We start from the raw sequence: 20654 nt of genomic DNA on the forward strand, positions 1-20654 counted from the left end.
TCGACGACTGACGAACCGACACCTCGGACACCCCGCACGCACAGCACCGCGGAGCGATTGGCTGCCGGTGCCTCCAACACCGAGGCCGCCAAGGACTTACGGATGAGTGTGCACTCGGTGCGGTGCTGGCGCCGGGCCTGGCAGGACGCCGACACTCAGGGGCTGCGGTCTGCCGGGCCCGTCTCACGGCCCAAACTGAGCGAGGCCCTGTTCGTGGTGCTGGAGCAGGAGTTCGCCAAGGGGCCGGTCGCGCACGGCTGGCCGGACCAGACGTGGACGCTGGAGCGAATCAGGACGCTGATCGGGCGCCGGTTCCACAAGAGCATCACGTGAACGATGACAGGGCGCCCGTCCCGGTCGAGCGCACTGCCCGTCCGGAGCGTCTGGTGGCCGGCGCCGGCGAGCGTCGGGCGCGCGGGGTCGGTGACGTACTACAGGATCGTGGTCCTGTCGCTGCTCGCGGGCACCGGCGGTCGGGACCGTTCGCAGCCCGGTTCGCTGTCGGCGCCGACCCGGGGTCCGGGCGGTTATCGGGCGGCGTGAGTCCGGCGGGCCGTCACCAGTCGGCGGTGGCGGTCGGATGGACCTCGCAGTGATCGACCTCGTCGAGGGATCCTCCCGCACCGGAGACGGCCACCCGGAGGGTCTTTCTGCTCTTTGCGGGCACCGATACCTGGTTGGTGGTGTCGATGAGGGTGAAGCCGTTCCTGTCCTTGAAGCTGATCTTTGCGGTGAAAACAACTTCGCGTGCGTTCGGATTGCTGACCTCGACGGTGGCGTAGGGGTCGTCCGCGCTCGCACAGCGCACGAGCACCGCGGTGCCGTTCTTCAGCGGCCGGGAAGTCGACGCGGAGGGGGACGTCGTGGAGGTGGAACGGTGGGTGGGCTGCGAACGGTATGTCGCGCCGCTGGACGGCTTGCCGGTGTGCGTTTCACCGTCGCCCGACGCCGACACCGGGGTGGAACCGTCGTGGTCCTGGCGGGAACTGCTGCAACCGCCGCCGTCACTGCTGTGATCGCTGCGGCTTCCGTGGCTTCGGCCCGACGAGAAACCGGTCAGGGCCAGTACGACCATGGCTGCCACCGCTGTGAATCTGAGTCTGCGTCCCCGCGTGTACATGCCATCACCCTAACGAGGGGCGTGCACCCGTCCCTGCGGGGGTAAGCCTGCCGGCTCGGTCTCGGTCTCGGTCGCACGGACGGTGACGGCCCCAGATGCGGTCACCGTCAGTGATCGTCATTGTTCCAGCGCGCGGAGAATCGTCAGCCGCGCCGGCGAGGTCTGGTTCCGGCGCACGGCCGCCCACCGCGGCTACAGCAACAGCGCGCTTGACGAGGTGTGGGAGACGGTCGCCTCCTTCGGTGCGTACGGCTTCTGCCGCGCCCACGCGGTGGCCTTCGCCGTACCCGCCCTGCAGTCCGCCGTCCTCAAGGCCCGCTACCCACCGGACAGGGCTGGGGTGTGCGCCTCGATTCGCGTCTGCCGCAGGGCTCGGGAGCCGGACCGATCCCGGTTCGACCCCAGCGGTCCGCGCTTCGTTACGTAGCGGACAGGCTCCATGCTCCGGCCGAGCGCACCTGGTAGTAGCCGCGGCCCGGCCACTGGAACGTATGCTCCCCAGCGGGACCCTCGGTCACCGTCACCCAGTAGGCGAGGCGGTCGTCCAGCGCCTCCAACCGGATCAGGCTCGGCCCCGCGTACTGCAGGACGCCCGGGCCCGGTTCCCCTCGATAGTGCACGACATCCGATCCGGTCCCGTTGATCTCGTCGTGGAAGCGCGGGACTTCTCGCAGCGGGGCCGCAGTTGCCGTCCACGCCTCCCGCTCGACGGCGGCGAACACGCGGAAGGCGATTGCCTTGTTCCCTTCCGGCAGCGGAATCCGGGCGGTGATGGGAGTGCCGTCGCCGGACAGCCGGTACAGGCGTGAGGAACGTCCCTTCCTGCCGCCCTCGAACCGTAGGTGGACCCGTGCATGCCCATCGGTCGAGAAGACCATCACGGCCGGGCGGTACGACGGCATTTTCAGCTGATGGGTCTGCTCGCCACTGCCTCCCTTCCCGCTGACCTGGGGCTGGGGGACACGCGTCGGCGTCGTCGGGCGAGGCTTGGCCTCGCGTGGCTGTGTGCGGACTCTGCTGCCTGGTCCAGGCTGTCTCGGAGTGCTGGGGCTCGGGTTTTCGGCCAGGCGGACCGCGTCCGCTGCGCATACGGCAATGATGCGGGCGGCCCCCTCGGGAGGCGTCCAACTGACCTTCCGGGCGGCCCCACCGTGCCGGGCGTCGAAAAAGCACAGCGGCATGTGATCCGGCAGAGGTCGGCCGGCGACCAGGGCATCCAGACAGGCCAGCGCGTGCCTGCCCTCGTCCAGCACGCGCAGCACATCGAGCGTGTCCCCCCGCATCCGATCGCCGGCGACGTCCCGCTTTCCCTGGTCGTACGCGTCGAGAGCACGTGCCAGCTCGGCCCGCATCTCATCGGTGGCGCCGGACTGGCCAGGGCTGAAGGAATGGACGTCCAGAGCCTCACCGAAGGCCGTGATCTCGGCCTCGATCTCGGAGAGCGCCGACTCGTCGCGTCTGCGCCACGGCCACAATCGGCGGAGCCCCCTGCCCACCCCTCTACGCATGGTCCCAATCATGCCGCACGGCTCGGCAGGCACGTCCTGGGTTCGGGGCTGAGCACGGAGCGGCAAGCTGAAGCAATCAATGGCTAACTGAGCCTCTTTCATCCTGAGTTCGTGCAGATCAGGAGGGTATGGACGGCATGGACGATGCGGCCGAGGCGATTGGTTGAACAGCGTGCTCTACGGAGCAGGCGCCAGGATTTTAGCTGGCGAAGGCGCGTTCGCCGGATGCGCGCAGACGGGCATGGTCGCGGTTGTACTGCTGGTAGTGATCAGGCAGTTCGCGGTCGACGTAGTAGGGGGTGCGGACGGTGGCGCCGGCACCCTGGTAGGCACGGTCGGCCAGGATGAGGATCTGCCGGGTCAGGCAGGCTTGGACGATGCCGTGGGCGCGGGCGGCGGTCAGGTCGTGGGTCCGCCCCGGCGTTGCCCGTTAGAACCACAGTCGCGTGCCGTCCGGCGTCGCAATGACCTGGACGTTCAGGCCGTGCTTCTTGTGCTTCTGCGAGTAGTACGGCTCGTCGGCACGGATGCGGTCGGTGGGAATCAGCATCCCGTCGACGATGACGAAGTCGCCCTCGCCCAGGCCCACCAGTGCCTCGTACAGTCCTGGCGCCCAGGCGGCCAGGACCTCCGGTGTCTCGTCCACGTACCGCCGCGCCGTAGCCTCCGACACTCCGAACCCGGCCCCCACCTGTGCGAACGTCTCGTTCTTCCGCAGGTGGGCCAGGACCAGCAGAGCCTGCCTGAAGCAACCCAACTTCCGCCACGGCGAGTTCAGTTCACGCCTTCGGGCGTAGATGAGCCGGAAGACGTGCTCGACCATGGTGACGAACAGTCAACATGTCGACGAGACGCAGCAGACCCAGTTTGAGGCGCCGTGCCTACGGACTGCTCTGACGTTTCGCCCGGCGGCGCCGGTAGAGGCCATGCAGGCTGAGGACGACCATCACGCCTGCCGTCAGCGGCCACCACCACGAGTTCCCGTTCTGGGCCATCTGTATGCCCTTCCACAAGAGAGCGATCGAGAGCAGCAGACCGAGCAGTCCCATGGCGATTTCGAGCGGACCGCCATCCCTGAACGGATTCTGCATCTTCGTGTTCCTCTACTCTGCGGGCTCGCGTGATCACGGCGTCGGCGAGTGTAATCAGTACCCGCTTGAAGCCATCGCCTTGGTGCACGTTGAGAAATGGACGCGCACGCGGAGTATCACTAGGACAGTCCCTCAGCGCCACCGCACCGCTCAACTTCGAAGACCCGGCATGGCCTGCTACAAGCCGGGCGAGCGGTCCCGGCTGATCTACGCGCTTCGCGAGTACCGGGGCCGCAGGGACGAGCCGAAGGGCTTCGGCTGGCGCGAGCTCCGCGACCTGATCGTCCGCGCCCGTATCCAACTCGGCGGCCCGATCGTGCTGGTCTGGGACAAGGTCCGCCTGCACCTGACGGCTGGCGTGCGGGAGTTCATCGCCGCGAACGTCGAGTGGCTCACCGTGTTCCAGCTGCCCACCTATGCCCCGGACCTCAACCCGCAGGAAGGCGTGTGGTCGCTGGTCAAGCGCGACATCGGCAATCTCGCCGCGGCCGACCTCGGTCAGATCACCCGGGCCGTGAAGCGCAAGCTCAAGATGGTGCAGTACCGTCCCGAAGTGATCGACGGCTGCCTCGTGGGCACCAGTCTGGCCCTTTGATCGAAGCAGCGCGCAGTCAAGAACAATCTGAGCGGTAGGCGAAGGGCCTGTCGGAGCAGTTGGTGCATTCGAACAGGTAGATCCCGCCCATGTCGCCGAGCATGAGCCCAGGGGGGCATTGGATCTCGGTGCGTTGTTCGTATGGAAGGTCCCAGATGGTTCCCATGGCCGGGGTGTCCTCGATGGGCAGCCACGCGCGCCAACTCTCGCCATCGAACTCGTTGCTGCTGATCGTCAGGAGATGCTCCATGCGCACCCGGCATGTCGGGCACGTCGGCCAGTTGGGCTCCTGCGTCCACGTCGGATACCCGCCGACCTTGACGCCGTCCGACACGGAGAGGTGGGACCAGTAAGACCAGCCGGTTTCCTCCTCCAGCTGTTCGAACCTGGCTTCGAGCGCGTCGGCGACCTCGTCCGGGAGGTCCCAGTTGGGGTAGTCGGTGACACGCTCAGGGTGCAGGACGCACGGGTCCGGAAGGTAGTCCTTGTCAGCGCCGGCCGGGCGGGGTCGGTTGGCCGGCTGCAGGTCGCTCAGGGAGCCGTCTCGCCAGTAGATCTCGGGGCGGGGAACGTAACCGTCCTCGTGATCGAAGGGGCACCACAGCACCTGCAGCAGATCGGTGGCGCTGGGGAAGGCCAGGTCAGGAACGTCGGCCGCGAAGAGCTGGAGGACCGGGACGAGCGGGATCGGTCCCTGGGCGGGAGGGGAGAACGCCGTGCGCGGGTGGTCGTCCTCGCAGTGGGGCCAGGGCTCCGAGAGCGGCCAGAGCACGGGTCCGCCGAGCGAGCTTTCCCGCGCGCTCGGATCGCCGAGGCGCGGATGCAGACGAACGGCCGTCTTCCGATAGCCGGCCACCTCAGGGAACAGCGTCTCGATATCGAGCGGACGTGGCGGGGTGGTGCGAGCCATCGGAGTGCTCCTCACAGACCAAAGCGCTGGCTTGGCCACGGCCGAGGCCGCGGTGGGCTGAGAGTAGCCGCACGGTCCATCGGATCCAGCAGCAGGCCCTGTTCTCGGTCACGGGGCAGCGCGCGGTCGGCCCTGACAACACCCGACATCACGAGTTCAAGTTCAGCAGCGCCGAAGCCCTTGGTCGCCAGATGCGAGACCGTCCGTCTGACCTTGCATCAGGCGATGTCGTCATTGGCGAATTCCTTGGTGACCTGGAACTTCTAGTCCATGCACCCTCGGAGGAGGGCGAGCGGTGAGCAGGGCGCCTCTCTGCTGATGCTGATGGCCAAGTCCCGGCACAAGATGACAATGAGGCGTTAATCGAGCCGGTGACCGCCGCGTGGAAGGCCGCGCACCCCTCAGTTGTCGGGCAGACCCTAATGCGCCTCCGGTGTCCATCGGGGGTTTCTGCCTGTAAGGGCCAGTGCGCGGTCGAGCACAGGTGCGTCTGCGTCTTGGGGTACTTCGTCACCCAGAAGGCCGAGACCGCGCATGCGGGGTGCCTCACGCGAGTATGTCGCGAACGTGGCCTGGGCCAAGGCCGCGGGTACGGCGAGCGGTTGTCCGGTGGCTGCTGCCGTGTCCCAGGCGTGGACGGTGAATTCGGCGATCAGGATCCCGCCGAGCGCGGTCGCGGGCATGGGGGGTCCGCCGAGGCCGGCCTCGCCCTCCCACGCCGCAGGTTCGGACCAGGCCCTGGCCGCCGGTTCCGCTCTGCCGGCCAGGAGCAACGCCCACTCGGATTCTGGCCGCCCGGCGAGGAGTGGCACCGGGTTCGCGGTCAGCAGGCTCGGATCCGATGCCGTGCGGGTGCCCGCGTCTCTCGTCATCAGCAGCATCATGGCGATGTGATTGACGAGGTCTTTCACCGTCCACGCCGAACACGGCGTCGGGTTGTGATACTGGTCGACCCGTGCACCGCGCACAGCGTCCACGACCAGGTCGATGCTCTGCGTCAACTGTTCCACCTTCGTCGCCGGCAACATGCGATATCCCTTCTGCGAAGTCGACTGCGACGAACGCAATCACCGCGGTTCGCCCCTCATTCGTAGGGCGTCGTCCTAGTCGATGAAGACGCTCCACGCGGTGGCGTTGAGGTTGTCGGAGAGGAAGATGTCGGTTCCTCCCAGACGCTTTTCCCAGGACGGCATGAGTTCGGCCGCGCGGGCGGTGACCGCATCCATCCAGACCTTGATTTCCGCCTGCTTGTTGTTGGCCGGCACCTTGGCGGCGGCCGAGGCTTCCTTCATGTCGACCGTGCGCAGCGCTTCGGAAGCAGCGGCGCGCAGGTCCCGGATGTACTCCCGGTTCGTGGCCACGTCCTCGGGCGTACCGGGCAGGGCCATGTGGCCGGTGACGATGGTCTCGTAGTCGTACTCCAGCAACTGGTCCATGGCGTCGAAGTACGCTGGCACGTGCGCGGAGAAGTACAGGCGGAAGAACGGCGCGCTCTTCGGAGAGAAGCTGTCCATCGCTCCCATGAGCTTCAGCTCCGGCAGGTGGATGAACAGGTTGCCGGCCTGATGCCAGTCTCCCGTGTAGTCGAGGACGAACCGCACCCCGTCGATGTCCATCTCCTTGCGCCGGCCACTGAAGGTCTCGGTGGGCAGGGGACGCCGGTCGTCGTTCTTGACCTCCTTGATGAACTCGCCGGTGATCTCATGGGAGATGATCTTCAGGCCGTCCCGCTTCAGCAGGTGAGCTGCCCCGATGTGGTCGGCGTGCGCATGGCTGTAGATCAGGTGGGTGACCGGCTTGGGGGTGACCGACTCGATCGCCTCCAGCAGTTTGTCCCCCAGGAACGGTGAGGCGTCCACGAGGACGACACCGTTCTTCGTCTCCACGAACATCGTGTTGATCATCCCCTGGGTGACGAAGTGGGCACCGCCGCCCAGGTCCTGGACGACATAGCCGGACTCCGGGATGTCCGGGCCCAGGGCGAAGTCGGGTACAGGCGCGAACTCGGTCATGGTGATCTCCTTTGGGTGGCCCGCCCCAGGGCTGGGGCGGAGGCGTGTCCTGTGATGGGTTCGAAGGGACCGCGTGAGGGCTGGCTCGGGCCTGACCTGCGGCAGCGCGGTCTTCGAGGCGACAGCGGGCCGGTGCAGGACCGCCGCTCCTTTCTCCAGCCCGGCGCAGGGAGGTCCTCCGGCTTCCTCGCGGGAGAAGCGGGAGAAGGTCGTCGCTTTTCAGCCAGCATGGCCCGCTTTGCATGCACGTGGACGCTCCAAGGGCGCCCTGCTGAACCTAGGTCTGACTGGTCCACCTTCACCGGCCCGCCACGCCGCTGTGGGGAGCACACTGGCCGCATGAACGACAACGGCGAACTGGCGGACTTCCTGCGCTCGCGGCGGGCCCGACTGCGTCCCGAGGATGCGGGGGCGGCTTTCAGCGGCGGCACGCGCCGGGTCCCGGGACTGCGCCGTGAGGAAGTCGCACACCTGGCCGGGGTGAGCACGGACTACTACGCCCGCCTCGAACAGGGCCGGCACCCCCACGTCTCGGAGACGGTACTGGAGGCGGTCGCCCGCGCCCTGCGCCTGGACGACACCGAACGCGGCTACCTCTTCGAACTCGCCCGGCCCAGGACACCCGGACGCCACCGGAGCAGCCCCGCCCGCGCACCACGCATGCGGCAGCCGATCCACCAGATGCTGGACGTCCTCAACGACGTCTCACCGGCCGTCGTCATCAACCACCGCAGCGACGTCCTGGGCGCCAACCACCTGGCCAAACAGCTGATCACAGACTTCGACGCACTGCCGCACCGCGACCGCAACCTCGCCCGATTCGTACTGCTCCACCCCGCCGCCCGTGACCTCTATCAGGACTGGGACCGGGTCGCGGAGACCTTCGTCGCCAGTCTGCGCCTGGCCTCAGGACGCCATCCCGACGACCGCCTGCTGAACGAACTCGTCGGGGAGCTGTCCATCAAGGTTCCCGAGTTCTCCACCTGGTGGGCCGGCCACCGCGTGGACCAGTGCGCCCACGGCACCCAACGCCTGGTTCACCCCGTGGTCGGCGAACTCACCCTCTCCTACGAAACGCTGGCTCTGCCCGCCGACCCTGACCAGAGCATCGTGCTCTACACCACCGAACCCGGCTCCGCCTCCGCGGAGACACTCCGGCTGCTCGCCAGCTGGACCACACCGGCGAACACACACGAGGCCGCCCCCTCCCAGGCACCGTAGGGCTGGGGAATGAACGATGCACTCCGCACCTCGCACCGAACTGCAACGGCCCCTGGGCCGCTTCGGAATCTTCAGCCACGAACTGCGCTCCGAAGACCCGGCACTTCAAGAGCAACGGCGACGCGCGGCAGCCGAGTTGGAGGAACTCGGCTTCGGCGTGATCTGGCTCGGGGGCAACACCAGCGTGCGCCACGCCGCGGCGCTCGCCGGGTCCACTGAACGCATCGCCCTGGCCACCGGCATCCTCAACATCTGGAACGAGGACGCCAACACCGTGGCCGAGCAGCAAGCCGAGATGGAAGAAACCCACCCCGGCCGGTTCCTCCTGGGCCTGGGCGCAAGCCACGCGCAGTTGGCCCAGAACTACCAGCGGCCCTACTCCACGATGGTCGGCTACCTCGACACCCTCGACAACGCGGCCACCCCCGTCCCGGCCGACCGCCGGATCCTGGCGGCCCTCGGACCGAAGATGCTGCGTCTCGCCCGCGACCGGTCCGCCGGCGCCCACCCCGCGATGGTCACCCCCGAATACATCAAGCAGGCCCGGGAGGTCCTGGGCGACGGACCGCTCCTGGCTCCCGTGGTCACCGTGGTCCTGGAAAGCGACCCCGTCCGGGCACGTGCCATCGCACGTGACTTCCTCGAGCTGTACTTCCGGCTGCCCAACTACACCACGAACTTCGAACGCCTCGGCTTCACCGCTGACGACTTCACCGGCGGCGGCAGCGACCGCTTGGCCGACGCCCTGGTGGCCTGGGGAGCCGACGACGCGATCAGCGACCGCCTGACCGAGTTCCACACCGCCGGCGCCGACCACCTGGCCCTGCAGCTCATCACCGCCGAGGGGGGCGAGACGCCGCCACTCACCCAGTGGCGCCGCCTCGCCGGCGTCAGCGCGAAGAGTGCGTAGCCGCACAGGTGACGACGCCCGAGGCGTGTTCACCGGCAAGAACACCGGCAAGCTCGAACTCGAGCACCAGGCGTGAGCCGACCCCTCTGTCTTTCCGGCGCACCTGCACCAGGTCTGCCGGGACCGCTTCCCTCACCTCTTCAGGTGCGGGAAGAACAACCGACCAGTGACTAGGACTTGAGGTCATGACAACCACCCAGCGCATCCACACCTCCTTCGGAGAAGAGTCGACGGCCGCCGAGGTCATCGAAGGCATCGACCTTTCCGGCAAGCACGCGGTCGTCACCGGCGCCGCCTCGGGTCTCGGCGCCGAGACCGCCCGCGCCCTCGCGGGCGCCGGTGCCTCGGTCACCCTCGCGGTCCGCAACACGGACGCCGGCGAGCGCACCGCGACCGACATCCGCAAGGCCACCGGAAACGACGCCGTCCATGTCGGCCGGCTCGACCTCGCCGACCAGGCGTCGATCGCCGCCTTCACGAACGCCTGGACCGGGCCCCTGCACATCCTCGTCAACAACGCCGGCGTGATGGCACTGCCCACACTCGAGCGCACACCGGACGGCTGGGAGCTGCAGTTCGCGTCCAACCATCTCGGCCACTTCGCGCTCGCGCTCGGCCTGCACGACGCGCTCGCGGCCGCCGGCAACGCGCGGATCGTGTCGCTGAGCTCCCGCGGCCACCACGCCTCGCCCGTGGAGTTCGACGACATCAACTTCAACGACCGCGCCTACGACCCGTGGCTCGCCTACGGGCAGTCCAAGACCGCCAACGTTCTCTTCGCGGTCGAGGCGAGCAACCGCTGGGCCACCGACGGGATCACCGCCAACGCCGTCCACCCCGGCGTGATCATGTCGACGAACCTGTCGCGCTACATGGATCCGGACCAGGCCGCACAGCTGCGCGCCGCCGAGGCAGCCGGAGAATTCGGATCGATCCAGGGCGCACCGTTCCGGTTCAAGACCATCGCCCAAGGCGCCGCGACCAGCGTGCTCGTCGCGACCTCCCCCCGGCTGGAGGGCATCGGCGGCCGCTACTTCGAGGACAACAACGAAGCGGAGAAGCTGTCGGCCGAGGCCGTCGGATCCGCTCCCGGCGGCGTAGCTCCCTACGCGCTCGACCCGGACGCCGCCAAGCGCCTGTGGGAACTGTCACTCGCCGCAACAGGCGCATGAGCAGAATCCTCGCAAGAGGGGTACTGAACTCGTGGCAGCGATTCCAGCGCCATTCATCGACGCATGCTGATCCGCGCATGGCATACGTGAGCGGTGACACCTGACTCCATGCGCGGTCCTGGGAGTCCGCAGAGGAGCCGGCCATCGTCCGGCACCGCGCAGACGAGGGCAAAACACATCCCGGCACCGGCAGGACGGCTGCCGCAGGTCACACGGAAGCAGAAACTACGGACGACCTTGGGAAGTCAACTTGAGGGTGCCTCGGAGGAGCTGCGCCCTCGTAGGCCCGTCGGGGCACTCCAGCTGGCGAGCATGCCCAGCGTCTCCGCAGAGGCCGAACCAGGTTCCGCGGTGTAGAGGCAGATACTCAGGTCAGGGTCGGCGGGCAGGGCCAGAATCTCGTAGGAGAGGGTGAGTTCGCCGACCACTGGGTGAACCAGGCGCCGGGTGCCGTGGGCGCACTGGTCCACGCGGTGGCCGGCCCACCATGTGGAGAACTCGGGAACCTTGATGGACAGTTCCCCGACGAATTCCTTCAGCAGACGGTCGTCGGGATGGCGTCCGGCAGCCAGGCGCAGACTGGCGACGAACGCCTCCGCGACCCGGTCCCAGTCCTGATAGAGGTCACGGGCGGCGGGCTGGAGCAGTACGAATCGGGCGAAGTTGCGGTCACGGTGCGGCAGTGCGTCGAAGTCCGTGATCAGCGCCTTGGCAAGATGGTTGACTGCCAGGACGTCGCTACGGTGGTTGAGGACCAGGGCCGGCGAGACATCGTTGAGGACGTCCAGCATCTGGTGGATCGCCGGACGCACGCGCGGTAGCGGGGCCGGACGGCGCCGTTCCGCGCTGTGTGACTTGGGTCGGGCGAGTTCGAAGAGGTAGCCGCGCTCGGTGTCGTCCAGGCGCAGGGCGCGGGCGACCGCCTCCAGCACCGTCTCAGAGACGTGGGGGTGCCGGCCCTGTTCGAGACGGGCGTAGTAGTCCGTACTCACCCCGGCCAGGTGCGCGACCTCTTCACGGCGCAGTCCCGGGACCCGGCGCGCGCCGCCACTGAAAGCCGCCCCCGCATCCTCGGGACGCAGACGGGCCCGCCGCGAGCGCAGGAAGTCACCGAGCTCGTCGCTTTGGTCCATGCATCCAGTGATACCACTACAGCGGCATGACGGGCCGGTGAGTGGACCAGCCAGACCTAGGTTCAGCAGGGCGCGCGCGAGGCGTCCGCACGCGCGTCCCGGACGGGATGCTGGACGCGAACCGGGAGGCAACGCTGCCTCCACAAGGTGGTCCTCGCCGGCAACGGGCCCTTTCTGAGAAAGGGCCGCGCACGGCCGAGCGGAGCACCCGGTCACCCCTCGTTCCTCACACGAAGCAGATGAATCATGCCCTTTGTGATCTACGTCCTTGGGCTGGGCATCTTCGCCCAGGGCACCTCGGAATTCATGCTTTCCGGCGTGATGCCCTCCATCGCCCAGGACCTCGACATACCCCTCGCCTCCGCCGGAATGCTGGTGTCCGCCTTCGCCATCGGCATGCTCGTCGGAGCACCGCTGATGAGCCTGGTCACCCTGAAGATGCCGCGCCGTGCCGCGCTGGTCGGCTTCCAGCTCGTCTTCATCGCCGCCCACGTCGGCGCCGCCCTCGTCCCGCACTTCGGATTCCTGCTGGTCATGCGGGTGCTGTCGGCCATGGCGTATGCCGGATTCTGGGCCATGGCCTCGGTCGCGGCCATCTCGCTGGTGGACGCCGACAAGCAGGGCCGGGCCATGGGAGTGGTCGTCTCGGGACTGAGCGTGGCCACGATCATCGGTGTCCCGGGCGGCACCCTGCTCGCACAGCACGCCGGCTGGGAAGCCGCCTTCTGGGCCGTGGCCGCGATGACCGCTCTGTCCACGATCGCACTGCTCATCGCCCTGCCCGGCGGCCGGGACACGACAACGGCACAGCCCCGTCTGGCCACGGAACTGCGCTCGCTGACGCAGCCACGGCTCTGGGTCGCCTACGCCACCACCGCACTGACCGTGGCGGCCCAGTTCGCGATCTTCTCGTACCTCGGAGCCCTGCTGGAGGACGTCACCGGCCTCAGCACAGGCCTGGTACCCCTCGTGCTCGGACTCTACGGCGTCGGCGCGTTCATCGGCCTGACCATCGGAGGACGCGTAGCCGACCGCGCCCCCTTCCCGCTCCTGCTGGTGGGCATGGCCGCCTTCATCGTCGCCGCGACAGCACTCGCAGTGACCGCACATGTCGCCTGGGCCACGACCGCGCTGGTGGTGGTCCTGGGCGCCGCCAACTTCGGAGTCACGCCCGCAGTCAACGCCAGAGTCTTCTCCATTCTCGGAGAGACCAGGACGCTCGGCGGCGCCGTGAACATCGCCGCCTTCAACGTCGGCATCGCCGTCGCCCCCCTGGCATCCGGCCTCGTGATCAACACGGGACTGGGGCTGGCGGGTACGGCCTGGATCGGTGCGGCCTTCGGGGTCGCCCACATGGGCAGCGTTCTGCTGGACCGCCATCTCACCCGACGCCACGAAGCGGGAACCGAGGAGCCCGCAACCGTCTCCGAGCTGGAGCACGCTCCCGCTGCATCCTGACAACTGCAACCGAAACCAACGACCTCGTGCACGATTGGCCGTGGCCCGTCGAAGTGGGTGGCGTTGTCGGTGTTCACGCTTGAAAGGCGTGTCCGAGGGTGGCGGTCTGCCGGCGTGAGAGCAGCCCGGTGGCGGCTTGGACGATGTCACTCATGTGTTCGCGTCGGCCATGGTGGCGGGCGGGTGCCCGCCGGTTTTCGAGGTGGTCGATGCCGTGCTCGACGCGGAATGCGCCGGGAGGAGTGCGCCTTGCGCTGCACTTCGTGCCGTTTCTCGTACCAGGCGGGCGCGTTCTTCTTGAACTTGCAAGGGGGTGGCGTCACCCCCGCCCGCCGGTCTGCGCGCCCATGCCCTGATAGCCGGCGTCCGCGAGGATCTCCAGGAACGGGCCGTCAGGACCATAGGCTTCACGGCGTCCTGTTTGGTCTCGCCGGAGACGAACTTGTTCCGGCCCTTGCGGCCTGCGGCCGGGCGTCGCACACGGATCTCCGAGCCGTCGATGATCGCGGTCCGACCGTCGACGCCCAGGTGCTCGGGCCTCACACGATGTCCACATCCCGTACAACTTGTGGCTGTTCCCCCACCACGACCTCTGCGCTACGCTCTCTGGCCGTCGTCCCCCGCCTGGGGCAAGGCCACCGATCACGACCGACCCGGCGGTCCGGCGGGCTCCCCTCTGGCGTTGTCGAGTGCACCCAGGAGGGAAGCACAGCCGTGAACCATGTCGATGCGCCCGTGCGGGACGCGCGCGGTCCGGACGTCCCGCGGCCCGGTGAACTTCAGACCCTGCTCGCCGAGGGCACCCTTGCCGTGGTCGACGACGGTGATCTGCGTACCGGCCGGGACCGCTTCGAACGCGCCTACCGGATCGCCGAGTCGATGGGCGATGAACGGGCAATGGCGGTGGCCGCCCTCGGCTTCGGCGGCCTGTGGGTGCACGAGCACCGCACGGTCGCCGGCTCGGTACTCCTGGAATCGCAGATACGCCGGGCGCTGGAGTTGCTGGACCCGCAGTCCTCCCTGGCGCTGCGGCTGCGGATCAGGCTGGCCGGGGAGGGCGACTACCGCAGCGGCGACAACACGGCGGTACTGGCGCTGCTCAAGCAGGCGAGGTCGCGGCAGAATCCGATGGCGCGTGCGGAGGCACTGAGCCTGGCCCATCACTGCCTGATCGGCCCGGAACACGGCGCACTTCGCCGGGAACTGGCCGCCGAGCTGGTCGCCGAGAGCTTCCGTACCTCCCGCCGCAGCGATCTGCTGATGGGTCTGCTGTGGCAGACGGTCGACATGTTCCTGGACGGTGACCCGCACGCGGAACGCTGCCTGGCGGAGCTGCGCGGCCTGCTGGCCGAGCGGGACCATCTCGCGGTGGGCTTCGTCGTGAGCGCGATGGAGGTCATGCTCGCCGTCCGCGCGGGCCGCCTCGACGAGGCCGAGGCCCTGGCCAGGGCGTGTACCGATCGCGGGGTGGCCGCCGGTGATGTCAACGCCACGGTGTGGCATGCCGCGCAGCTGGTGACCATCCGCTGGTACCAGGGCCGGGTGGCCGAACTCGTGCCGCTGCTCAGCGAAGTGGTCAACTCTCCCACGCTGAGCGCCGTGGACGATCACGCCCAGGCCGCGCTGGCGGTGGCCGCGGTGACGGCCGGGGACCGGCGGAGGGCCGTCAGTGCGCTGGCCACGCTGTGCGGCCGCGACCTCGGCGACCTGCCGATGTCGAGCAGTTGGATGGTGACGATGCACGGTCTCGCGGAGGCCGCCTATCTCCTCGACGACACCGCCACGGCGGCGCGGGTCTACGAGTTGCTGAGTCCCTACGGTCACCTGCCGATGGTGGGCAGTCTCGCCATTGCCTGCTTCGGCTCGGCCCACCACGCGCTGGGGGTCGCCGCGTTGACCATGGGAGACGTCGACCGGGCCGTGACCCATCTGCGGGACGCGGTACGGCAGAACCTCGCCCTCGCGCACTGGCCCGCGGTTACGGCCTCCCGGGACCGGCTCGCGGAGACGCTCGTACGGGCCGGCCGGCAGGCCGAGGCCGACGCCGTCCGCCAGGAGTTCGCGGTGGCTGCCGGGGAGGCCGCGACGGCGCCGCCGGGGAGCGACAGGCATGACAGCGCGGGTCCGCAGGGCGAGGACGGGCAGGTGCAGCCCGCGGCGTTCTGTACCCGGCTGGGCCGCAAATGGCGGATCGGCTTCGGCGGGCGCAGCGTCCTGGTGGAGCACAGCGTGGGGATGCTCCATCTGGTGGTGCTGATCGCCAACCCGCGCCAGGAGATCCGGGCCGTCGACCTCGTGGCGGGGCTGACCGCGCTCAACGGGGCCGCCGAGCACACGCCCCTGTCCGGGCAGCCGGTACTGGACCGGGTGGCGACGCAGGAGTACCGCAACCGTCTGGCCCGGCTGCGCACCGAACTGGACGAGCTCAAAGCGGCCGACGACCATGAGCGCGCCGCCGTGGCCCAGGTCGAACACGACTGGCTGATGGGCCAGTTGGCGGGCGCCACGGGCCTGGGCGGACGTGCCCGCCGCTTCCCCGAGGGCGAGGAGCGCTCCCGGGTCGCGGTGAGCAAGGCCATCCGCCGGGCGCTGGACCGGATCGTGGCAGCGGATCCGGCGATCGGTGAACACCTGCGGCACGCGGTGCACACCGGGGTGCGGTGCTCGTACTGGCCCGCATGACGCTTACATGACGCGGGCCCGGCCCGCGGTCCCGGCCGGATCGAAGGGCTCACCGCCTTGCTCCCGGGCGACCGGCGGGTGGATCTCAACGCGATCCGCACGCAGCACGCTATGCCGGATTCTGCCGGCCATTCCCTCCAGGTCCGGCCGGTCGTCCTCCCCTGCCCCGAGGGGGCACCGCCTTGTCCCGACGATTTACCCTCCCGGCCAGGAGCGTGCGGTGGCTGATGAGGCAGAATCTGGCGCGGCCAGGCATCTGTCGGCTGCTCTGCGCCGTTCTTTCGTGCTGAGGCCCTGAGCCGGGCCCTCGCCGCACGGGAGACGAGTCCCGGCTACGGCTGCGTCGTCGTACTGGTCGATGCCGGAAGTCAGCGGAGAGGACCGGCTGGGAGGGCGGCCGGTCGGGGAGCGAAGTGGAGACATGACGGGGATGGACGCACCGGCCGAGGACGATCCAGGCCCGACGGGACTCGGCGCCGAGCCGGCGCGCGACCCGGAGTCGCTGCTCGCGGCAGCCACCCGGGCACTCGTCGTCGAGGGTGACCTGCAGTCCGGTCGGCGGCGGTTCGACGCGGCCTACCGGATCGCCGAGTCGACGGGTGACGCACAGGCGATGGCCGTCGCGGCGCTCGGCTTCGGCGGTCTCTGGGTCCATGAACACCGCACTGTCGCGGGTGCCGCGCTGCTGCGGTCACGGCTGCGTCACGCGTTGTCGCTCCTCGACCCGGACTCCCCGCTCGCTCTGCGGCTGCGGGTCAGGCTCGCCGGCGAGACCGACTACCGGGCCGGTGAGCATGCCGCGATACTCGCCCTGCTCGACGAGGTCAGGCTGACAGCCGACCCGGTGGCGCGGGCCGAGGCCCTCAGCCTCGCCCACCACTGCGTACTCGGCCCGGACTACGGCGCCTTACGCCGAAAACTGTCGGTCGATCTCGTCGCGGAGAGCTTCCGCACCGCACGGCACAGCGACCTGTTGATGGGCCTCCTCTGGCAGACGGTCGACCTGTTCCTCGACGGCGATCCGCATGCCGAGCGCCGCCTGGCCGAGCTGCGGGACCTGCTGGCGGAGCGGGATCACCTCGCGGTCGGCTTCGTGGTGAGTGCGATCGAGGTGATGCTCGCCATCCGGGCGGGCCGCCTCGACCAGGCCGAGACACTGGCACGTGCCTGTGCCGAGCGCGGGGCGGCCGCCGGTGACGTCGACGCCACGGTCTGGCTGGAGGGGCAACTGCTCACGATCCGGTGGTACCAGGGGCGCGTCGCGGAACTGCTGCCACTGCTAGGGGATCTGGCGCATTCCCCCAGGCTCAGTCCGGTGGACAACCATGGTCTGGCCGCACTCGCGGTGGCCGCGGCGGTGGCCGGGGACCGGCGCAAAGCGGTCGGCGCGCTGGCCATGCTCTGCGGCCGCGACCTTGCCGACCTGCCGCGTTCGAGCAGTTGGCTGGTGACGATGAACGGCGTCGTGCAGGCCGCATACCTGCTTGACGACGTCGAGACGTCGGCACGGGCGTACGACCTGCTGAGCCCGCTCGGCCACCTGCCGATGATGGGCAGCCTCGCCGTGGCCTGTTTCGGCTCGGTGCAGCACGCTCTCGGGGTCGCGTCGTTGACCACGGGAGATCTGGACAGGGCCGTGGAGCACTTCCACGCGGCGGTGCAGCACAACCTCGCACTGGCGCACTGGCCCGCGGTCATGGCCTCCCGGCAGATGCTCGCGCAGGCCTTCGCCCGCCGGGCCCGGCCGGATGACGACGCCGCCGCCCGGCGCGAGCTGGCCGCCGCCGCGGAGGAGGCCGCGGCACTTCAGGACGCCGGGCAGCCCGGCGATCCGGAGGAAGAGCCGCCGGAGTCGGAGGCGACATGTGCCCGCCAGGGCCGGAAGTGGCGGATCGGTCTGGGCCGGCGGAGCATGCTCGTCGAGCACAGCATCGGGATGTTCCATCTCGCGGTGCTCATCGCCAACCCGCGTCAGGAGATCCGGGCCGTCGACCTGGTGGCTGGGCTGACCGCGCTCGGCGGTGCCGTCGGGAGAAGTGCCCTGTCGGAGCAGCCGACGCTTGACCGGGTGGCGGTAGATGAGTACCGACGTCGCCTGACAGGGCTGCGTTCCGAGACAGCCGGCCTCGAGTCGCGGGATGAACTTGAGGACGCTGCCGGCTCCCGCCGCGAACACGACTGGCTGGTGACCCAGCTGGCCAGTGCCGCGGGACTGGGTGGGCGCCTCCGCGGCTTCGCCGAGGGCGACGAACGAGCGCGGATCGCCGTGGGCAAGGCGATCCGCCGCGCGCTGCAACGGATCACGGATGCCGACCCGTTGATCGGCGAACACCTGCGTCACACCGTGCACACCGGACTACGGTGCTCCTACTGGCCCACGTGACGTACGTCCGGGACTTCCCCGTACGCACGCGGACGAGTTTGCTCGGGCCCGGTCGTGCGGCCCGCCGGCCGGCCCTGTGCCGGGTACAGAACCCGTTGGGCCCGCCGGCGGTGGCGCACCGTACCCGGTCAACCGCCCCCTCAGTACCGCCTTCGCACGCCGCGGCACCAGCGGGTCGGCGTCGGCCGCCCGGCAGTCCCGTGGACGGTCCGCGTCACAGTCCGGTCAGTGTCTGCCAGGTCGTGGACGCGACGACCCCGTCCGCCGGAAGGCTGTGGGCGGACTGAAAGGACTGCACCGCGCTGCCGGTGGACGGACCGAAGGCGCCGTCCACGCTCAGTGCGGCCCCGTGGGCGTTGAGCTGGCGCTGCAACGCCGTCACCGCGGGGCCGCTGCTGCCCTGCTGCACGGCAATGGCGAGGGCCCGCCAGGTCGTGGGTCCGACGATCCCGTCGGCGGACAGACCGCGGCTGGACTGGAAGGACTGCACCGCGCTGGCGGTGGAGGAGCCGAAGGCGCCGTCCACGCTCAGCGTGGCTCCCCTGGCGTTGAGCAGGTACTGCGCGGTCCTGACCCGCTCACCGCTCGCCCCCTGCTGAACCACCGGCCAGCCGGCGCTCGGAAGCGGCGTACCGCGGCCGGCGGGCAGGGAGAAGGGAGCGGGAAGGAGCAGCTGTGTGTTGCGGGCATCGGCCGTTCCACGGCGCTTGCCGATGCCGGCCGCCACCGCCTGGAGGTCGTTGGCCGCCAGCTCGCGTCCCAGCGAGGCCAGCGCGGCGGGGGTGCTGGTGTCCCCGTTGTACGACAGCGGTGCGTCTGAGTCGACCATGGTCGTGAAGATCGACAGGATGCCGCCGCCTTCGGCGATCTCGAAGATCCGGCTCTGGATGGGCCAGTCGATGTGCGACGCCGTGTTCACCTCCCAGAAGCCGTTGCCGATGACGGACGGCCAGGAAGTCTTGTGGGCCGAGATGTTGTTGGTGTGGGTGTGGCCGTCGACCATGAGGATCACGTTCGGGAAGCGCAGCAGCAGGTCGCGGAGTTCCGTGCCGCCGTACGGGGACCCGCTGTCCGTGTTGTCCATGGAGTCGAGCGTGTGATGGCAGCAGATGACGATGAGTTTGTCGGTCACGCCGGGCTGGGTGACGACCGTCCTGGCCTTGGTGCCGTCGGAGTCGTCGAGTTCGTAGCGTGAGCTGTTGGCCTTGAGCTGGGCGTTCAGCCAGTTCCACTGGTTGGTGTCGATGGCGCCGTTGGCACCGCCGCTGGTGTTGGTCGTGTCCAGCACAAGGAACTGGAACGCGTCGCCGGTCCCCGAGGGAATCGCGTAGTAGCCCTTGTCGCTGCCGGAGGTGAAGCCGTGACCGCGCGGGACACCGGTGGTGTTGAAGTGCTCGGCGATGAAATCGCTCCGCGCGAGCAGCCGCCGGGACGGGTCTGCCGTCACGTGGGCGGTCTGAAGGGTGAACTCGCCCGTCAGTACGTCCTCCAGCAGGTCCAGATAGTACGTCGCGGTGTTGTCGAAGACGTCCGGGACGCCCTCGATCTCCGTCAGTTTGGTGGAGCCGGTGGCGATGCTCTTGAGCGGGTCGAAGGGGAGGATGTCGATCGGCACGTTGCCCTGGACGAGCGCGTCGTGGTTGCCGTAGGCGGCGTACCAGGGCATGCCCAGCCCGGTCGCCGTGAACGATCTGCGGGCGGCGTTCAGCAGGCCGCTCACGACGGGAAAGCCGTGCTGGGCGTTGTTGTCGGGCGGAGTCTGCCGTCCTTCCGGATGCCAGTAGTGGGTCTCCGTCCCGAACTGGCCGCCGGCCACGCTCTCGTCCTTGGTGAGGTCACCGGAGTCCGGGCGCACCGTATTGCCGTCGAGCAGGTCGATGTACCAACGCGACTCGTTGTACTGGCAGTTGTCGACCGCGTCGCCCGTGACGACGGTGAAGGCCAGCGGTGTGCCCGTACGCGGGCCGCGGAGGACCTGCCGGACGGCTCGGCACATCGCGTCGGTCGTCTGTGTCGAAAGGAATTCGTGCGCGCGGTACGCCGATTCGGTCGGGTACGAGTTGTAGTGCGGAGGTCCGTAGTCCGCGAGTCGGTCCAGGCACTCGACCCGCAGCGGCGACTGGTCGTCGACGATGTGCAGGTCGGACATCTGGGCGAAGGCGATCAGCGACCGGGTGACCTGCGGCGAGGCGGCGAGGGTGAAGTCGTTGCGGATGATGTGCGGTTCGCCGGGCCCGGCGACCACGCCGTGGTATCCCAGGCCCAGGTCGGGACCGACCTGCACGGTCTGGTCCAGGGTGGTGAGCCCGAATGCGGCACCGGTGCCGAGAGGCGGCGATGCGGCACTGGCGACGGCGCGCAGACCGCCGGTATCGATGGCCGCGGCCACCAGAGCCACTCCGGCAGCGGTCAGAATCCTGCGTCGGGAGATTGTCATGTCGATTCCTTCGGTGTGGGAC

17 protein-coding genes and 1 pseudogene are annotated in these 20654 nt (G+C 69.0%); 9 read left to right on the forward strand and 9 right to left on the reverse strand.

What is annotated here, in order from left to right; genetic code table 11:
- Positions 1–57 precede the first annotated feature (57 nt).
- Positions 58–333 (forward strand): hypothetical protein, encoded by a 276-nt coding sequence (locus ABZ642_RS28355; protein WP_360489263.1) that lies wholly within the window; start codon positions 58–60, stop codon positions 331–333.
- 223 nt (positions 334–556) lie between these two features.
- Here ABZ642_RS28355 and ABZ642_RS28360 read toward each other — a convergent pair whose 3' ends face one another.
- Positions 557–1075 carry a hypothetical protein gene (locus ABZ642_RS28360; protein ID WP_360489377.1) on the reverse strand — a complete coding sequence of 173 codons (519 nt, stop codon included), beginning with the start codon at positions 1073–1075 and terminating at the stop codon, positions 557–559.
- A 127-nt stretch (positions 1076–1202) separates the two neighbouring features.
- Here ABZ642_RS28360 and ABZ642_RS28365 point away from each other — a divergent pair, with 127 nt between their 5' ends.
- On the forward strand, positions 1203–1547 hold the full coding sequence (locus ABZ642_RS28365) for a hypothetical protein (RefSeq protein ID WP_360489264.1): 345 nt from the start codon (positions 1203–1205) through the stop codon (positions 1545–1547).
- Here the strand turns inward: ABZ642_RS28365 and ABZ642_RS28370 are convergent.
- The 3 genes and pseudogenes from ABZ642_RS28370 to ABZ642_RS28380 form a co-directional block, all read right to left on the reverse strand.
- Positions 1540–2730, reverse strand: a complete 1191-nt coding sequence (locus tag ABZ642_RS28370; RefSeq protein ID WP_360489265.1) for a hypothetical protein — start codon at positions 2728–2730, stop codon at positions 1540–1542. The two genes, ABZ642_RS28365 and ABZ642_RS28370, sit on opposite strands and share 8 nt — an antisense overlap.
- Positions 2727–3451 (reverse strand): annotated as a pseudogene (locus ABZ642_RS28375) (transposase family protein). Before ABZ642_RS28375 ends, ABZ642_RS28370 begins: the two are co-directional and overlap by 4 nt.
- Positions 3452–3509: 58 nt before the next feature.
- On the reverse strand, positions 3510–3719 hold the full coding sequence (locus ABZ642_RS28380; RefSeq protein WP_360489266.1) for a hypothetical protein: 210 nt from the start codon (positions 3717–3719) through the stop codon (positions 3510–3512).
- 169 nt (positions 3720–3888) lie between these two features.
- Between ABZ642_RS28380 and ABZ642_RS28385 the strand changes: the two genes are divergently transcribed.
- On the forward strand, positions 3889–4314 hold the full coding sequence (locus ABZ642_RS28385) for a transposase (protein WP_360489267.1): 426 nt from the start codon (positions 3889–3891) through the stop codon (positions 4312–4314).
- A 16-nt stretch (positions 4315–4330) separates the two neighbouring features.
- Here the strand turns inward: ABZ642_RS28385 and ABZ642_RS28390 are convergent, their stop codons facing one another.
- The 3 genes from ABZ642_RS28390 to ABZ642_RS28400 form a co-directional block, all read right to left on the reverse strand.
- Positions 4331–5224 carry a DUF1963 domain-containing protein gene (locus tag ABZ642_RS28390; RefSeq protein ID WP_360489268.1) on the reverse strand — a complete coding sequence of 298 codons (894 nt, stop codon included), beginning with the start codon at positions 5222–5224 and terminating at the stop codon, positions 4331–4333.
- Positions 5225–5643: 419 nt separating this feature from the next.
- Positions 5644–6225 (reverse strand): TIGR03086 family metal-binding protein, encoded by a 582-nt coding sequence (locus ABZ642_RS28395; protein WP_360489269.1) that lies wholly within the window; start codon positions 6223–6225, stop codon positions 5644–5646.
- A 102-nt stretch (positions 6226–6327) separates the two neighbouring features.
- A complete protein-coding gene (locus tag ABZ642_RS28400; protein ID WP_360489270.1) occupies positions 6328–7236 on the reverse strand; it encodes an MBL fold metallo-hydrolase in 909 nt (302 codons plus the stop codon).
- A gap of 339 nt (positions 7237–7575) precedes the next feature.
- Here ABZ642_RS28400 and ABZ642_RS28405 point away from each other — a divergent pair, with 339 nt between their 5' ends.
- The 3 genes from ABZ642_RS28405 (at position 7576) to ABZ642_RS28415 (ending at position 10539) form a co-directional block, all read left to right on the forward strand.
- Positions 7576–8457, forward strand: coding sequence for a helix-turn-helix transcriptional regulator (locus ABZ642_RS28405; protein ID WP_360489271.1), 882 nt, complete (start codon positions 7576–7578; stop codon positions 8455–8457).
- 16 nt (positions 8458–8473) lie between these two features.
- The gene (locus tag ABZ642_RS28410) at positions 8474–9367 is read left to right on the forward strand and encodes an LLM class F420-dependent oxidoreductase (protein WP_360489272.1); all 894 of its coding nucleotides are present in this window, start codon (positions 8474–8476) and stop codon (positions 9365–9367) included.
- Between the two features lie 185 nt (positions 9368–9552).
- A complete protein-coding gene (locus ABZ642_RS28415; protein ID WP_360489273.1) occupies positions 9553–10539 on the forward strand; it encodes an SDR family NAD(P)-dependent oxidoreductase in 987 nt (328 codons plus the stop codon).
- Positions 10540–10784: 245 nt separating this feature from the next.
- Here ABZ642_RS28415 and ABZ642_RS28420 read toward each other — a convergent pair whose 3' ends face one another.
- Positions 10785–11672: a helix-turn-helix transcriptional regulator gene (locus tag ABZ642_RS28420; protein ID WP_360489274.1), complete on the reverse strand. Its 888-nt coding sequence runs from the start codon at positions 11670–11672 to the stop codon at positions 10785–10787.
- 246 nt (positions 11673–11918) lie between these two features.
- Here ABZ642_RS28420 and ABZ642_RS28425 point away from each other — a divergent pair, with 246 nt between their 5' ends.
- The 3 genes from ABZ642_RS28425 to ABZ642_RS28435 all read left to right on the forward strand — a co-directional run bounded on the left by ABZ642_RS28425 (position 11919) and on the right by ABZ642_RS28435 (position 18195).
- Positions 11919–13130, forward strand: a complete 1212-nt coding sequence (locus ABZ642_RS28425; RefSeq protein WP_360489275.1) for a Cmx/CmrA family chloramphenicol efflux MFS transporter — start codon at positions 11919–11921, stop codon at positions 13128–13130.
- A 714-nt stretch (positions 13131–13844) separates the two neighbouring features.
- Positions 13845–15812, forward strand: a complete 1968-nt coding sequence (locus ABZ642_RS28430; protein WP_360489276.1) for a hypothetical protein — start codon at positions 13845–13847, stop codon at positions 15810–15812.
- Positions 15813–16233: 421 nt separating this feature from the next.
- Positions 16234–18195, forward strand: a complete 1962-nt coding sequence (locus ABZ642_RS28435) for a hypothetical protein (protein ID WP_360489277.1) — start codon at positions 16234–16236, stop codon at positions 18193–18195.
- Positions 18196–18409: 214 nt separating this feature from the next.
- Here the strand turns inward: ABZ642_RS28435 and ABZ642_RS28440 are convergent, their stop codons facing one another.
- The gene (locus ABZ642_RS28440; protein ID WP_360489278.1) at positions 18410–20632 is read right to left on the reverse strand and encodes a TIGR03767 family metallophosphoesterase; all 2223 of its coding nucleotides are present in this window, start codon (positions 20630–20632) and stop codon (positions 18410–18412) included.
- Between the last annotated feature and the right edge of the window lie 22 nt (positions 20633–20654).

Source organism: Streptomyces sp. NPDC007157, from assembly GCF_040634235.1.
Taxonomy (GTDB): Bacteria; Actinomycetota; Actinomycetes; order Streptomycetales; family Streptomycetaceae; genus Streptomyces.

Coding starts and splice junctions, on each gene's coding strand:
- ABZ642_RS28420 (WP_360489274.1), bottom strand. CDS start 11,672: ATGGACCAAAGCGACGAGCTCGGTGACTTCCTGCGCTCGCGGCGGGCC.
- ABZ642_RS28440 (WP_360489278.1), bottom strand. CDS start 20,632: ATGACAATCTCCCGACGCAGGATTCTGACCGCTGCCGGAGTGGCTCTG.
- ABZ642_RS28360 (WP_360489377.1), bottom strand. CDS start 1,075: ATGGTCGTACTGGCCCTGACCGGTTTCTCGTCGGGCCGAAGCCACGGA.
- ABZ642_RS28370 (WP_360489265.1), bottom strand. CDS start 2,730: ATGAAAGAGGCTCAGTTAGCCATTGATTGCTTCAGCTTGCCGCTCCGT.
- ABZ642_RS28405 (WP_360489271.1), top strand. CDS start 7,576: ATGAACGACAACGGCGAACTGGCGGACTTCCTGCGCTCGCGGCGGGCC.
- ABZ642_RS28435 (WP_360489277.1), top strand. CDS start 16,234: ATGACGGGGATGGACGCACCGGCCGAGGACGATCCAGGCCCGACGGGA.
- ABZ642_RS28410 (WP_360489272.1), top strand. CDS start 8,474: ATGCACTCCGCACCTCGCACCGAACTGCAACGGCCCCTGGGCCGCTTC.
- ABZ642_RS28425 (WP_360489275.1), top strand. CDS start 11,919: ATGCCCTTTGTGATCTACGTCCTTGGGCTGGGCATCTTCGCCCAGGGC.
- ABZ642_RS28390 (WP_360489268.1), bottom strand. CDS start 5,224: ATGGCTCGCACCACCCCGCCACGTCCGCTCGATATCGAGACGCTGTTC.
- ABZ642_RS28380 (WP_360489266.1), bottom strand. CDS start 3,719: ATGCAGAATCCGTTCAGGGATGGCGGTCCGCTCGAAATCGCCATGGGA.
- ABZ642_RS28415 (WP_360489273.1), top strand. CDS start 9,553: ATGACAACCACCCAGCGCATCCACACCTCCTTCGGAGAAGAGTCGACG.
- ABZ642_RS28385 (WP_360489267.1), top strand. CDS start 3,889: ATGGCCTGCTACAAGCCGGGCGAGCGGTCCCGGCTGATCTACGCGCTT.
- ABZ642_RS28400 (WP_360489270.1), bottom strand. CDS start 7,236: ATGACCGAGTTCGCGCCTGTACCCGACTTCGCCCTGGGCCCGGACATC.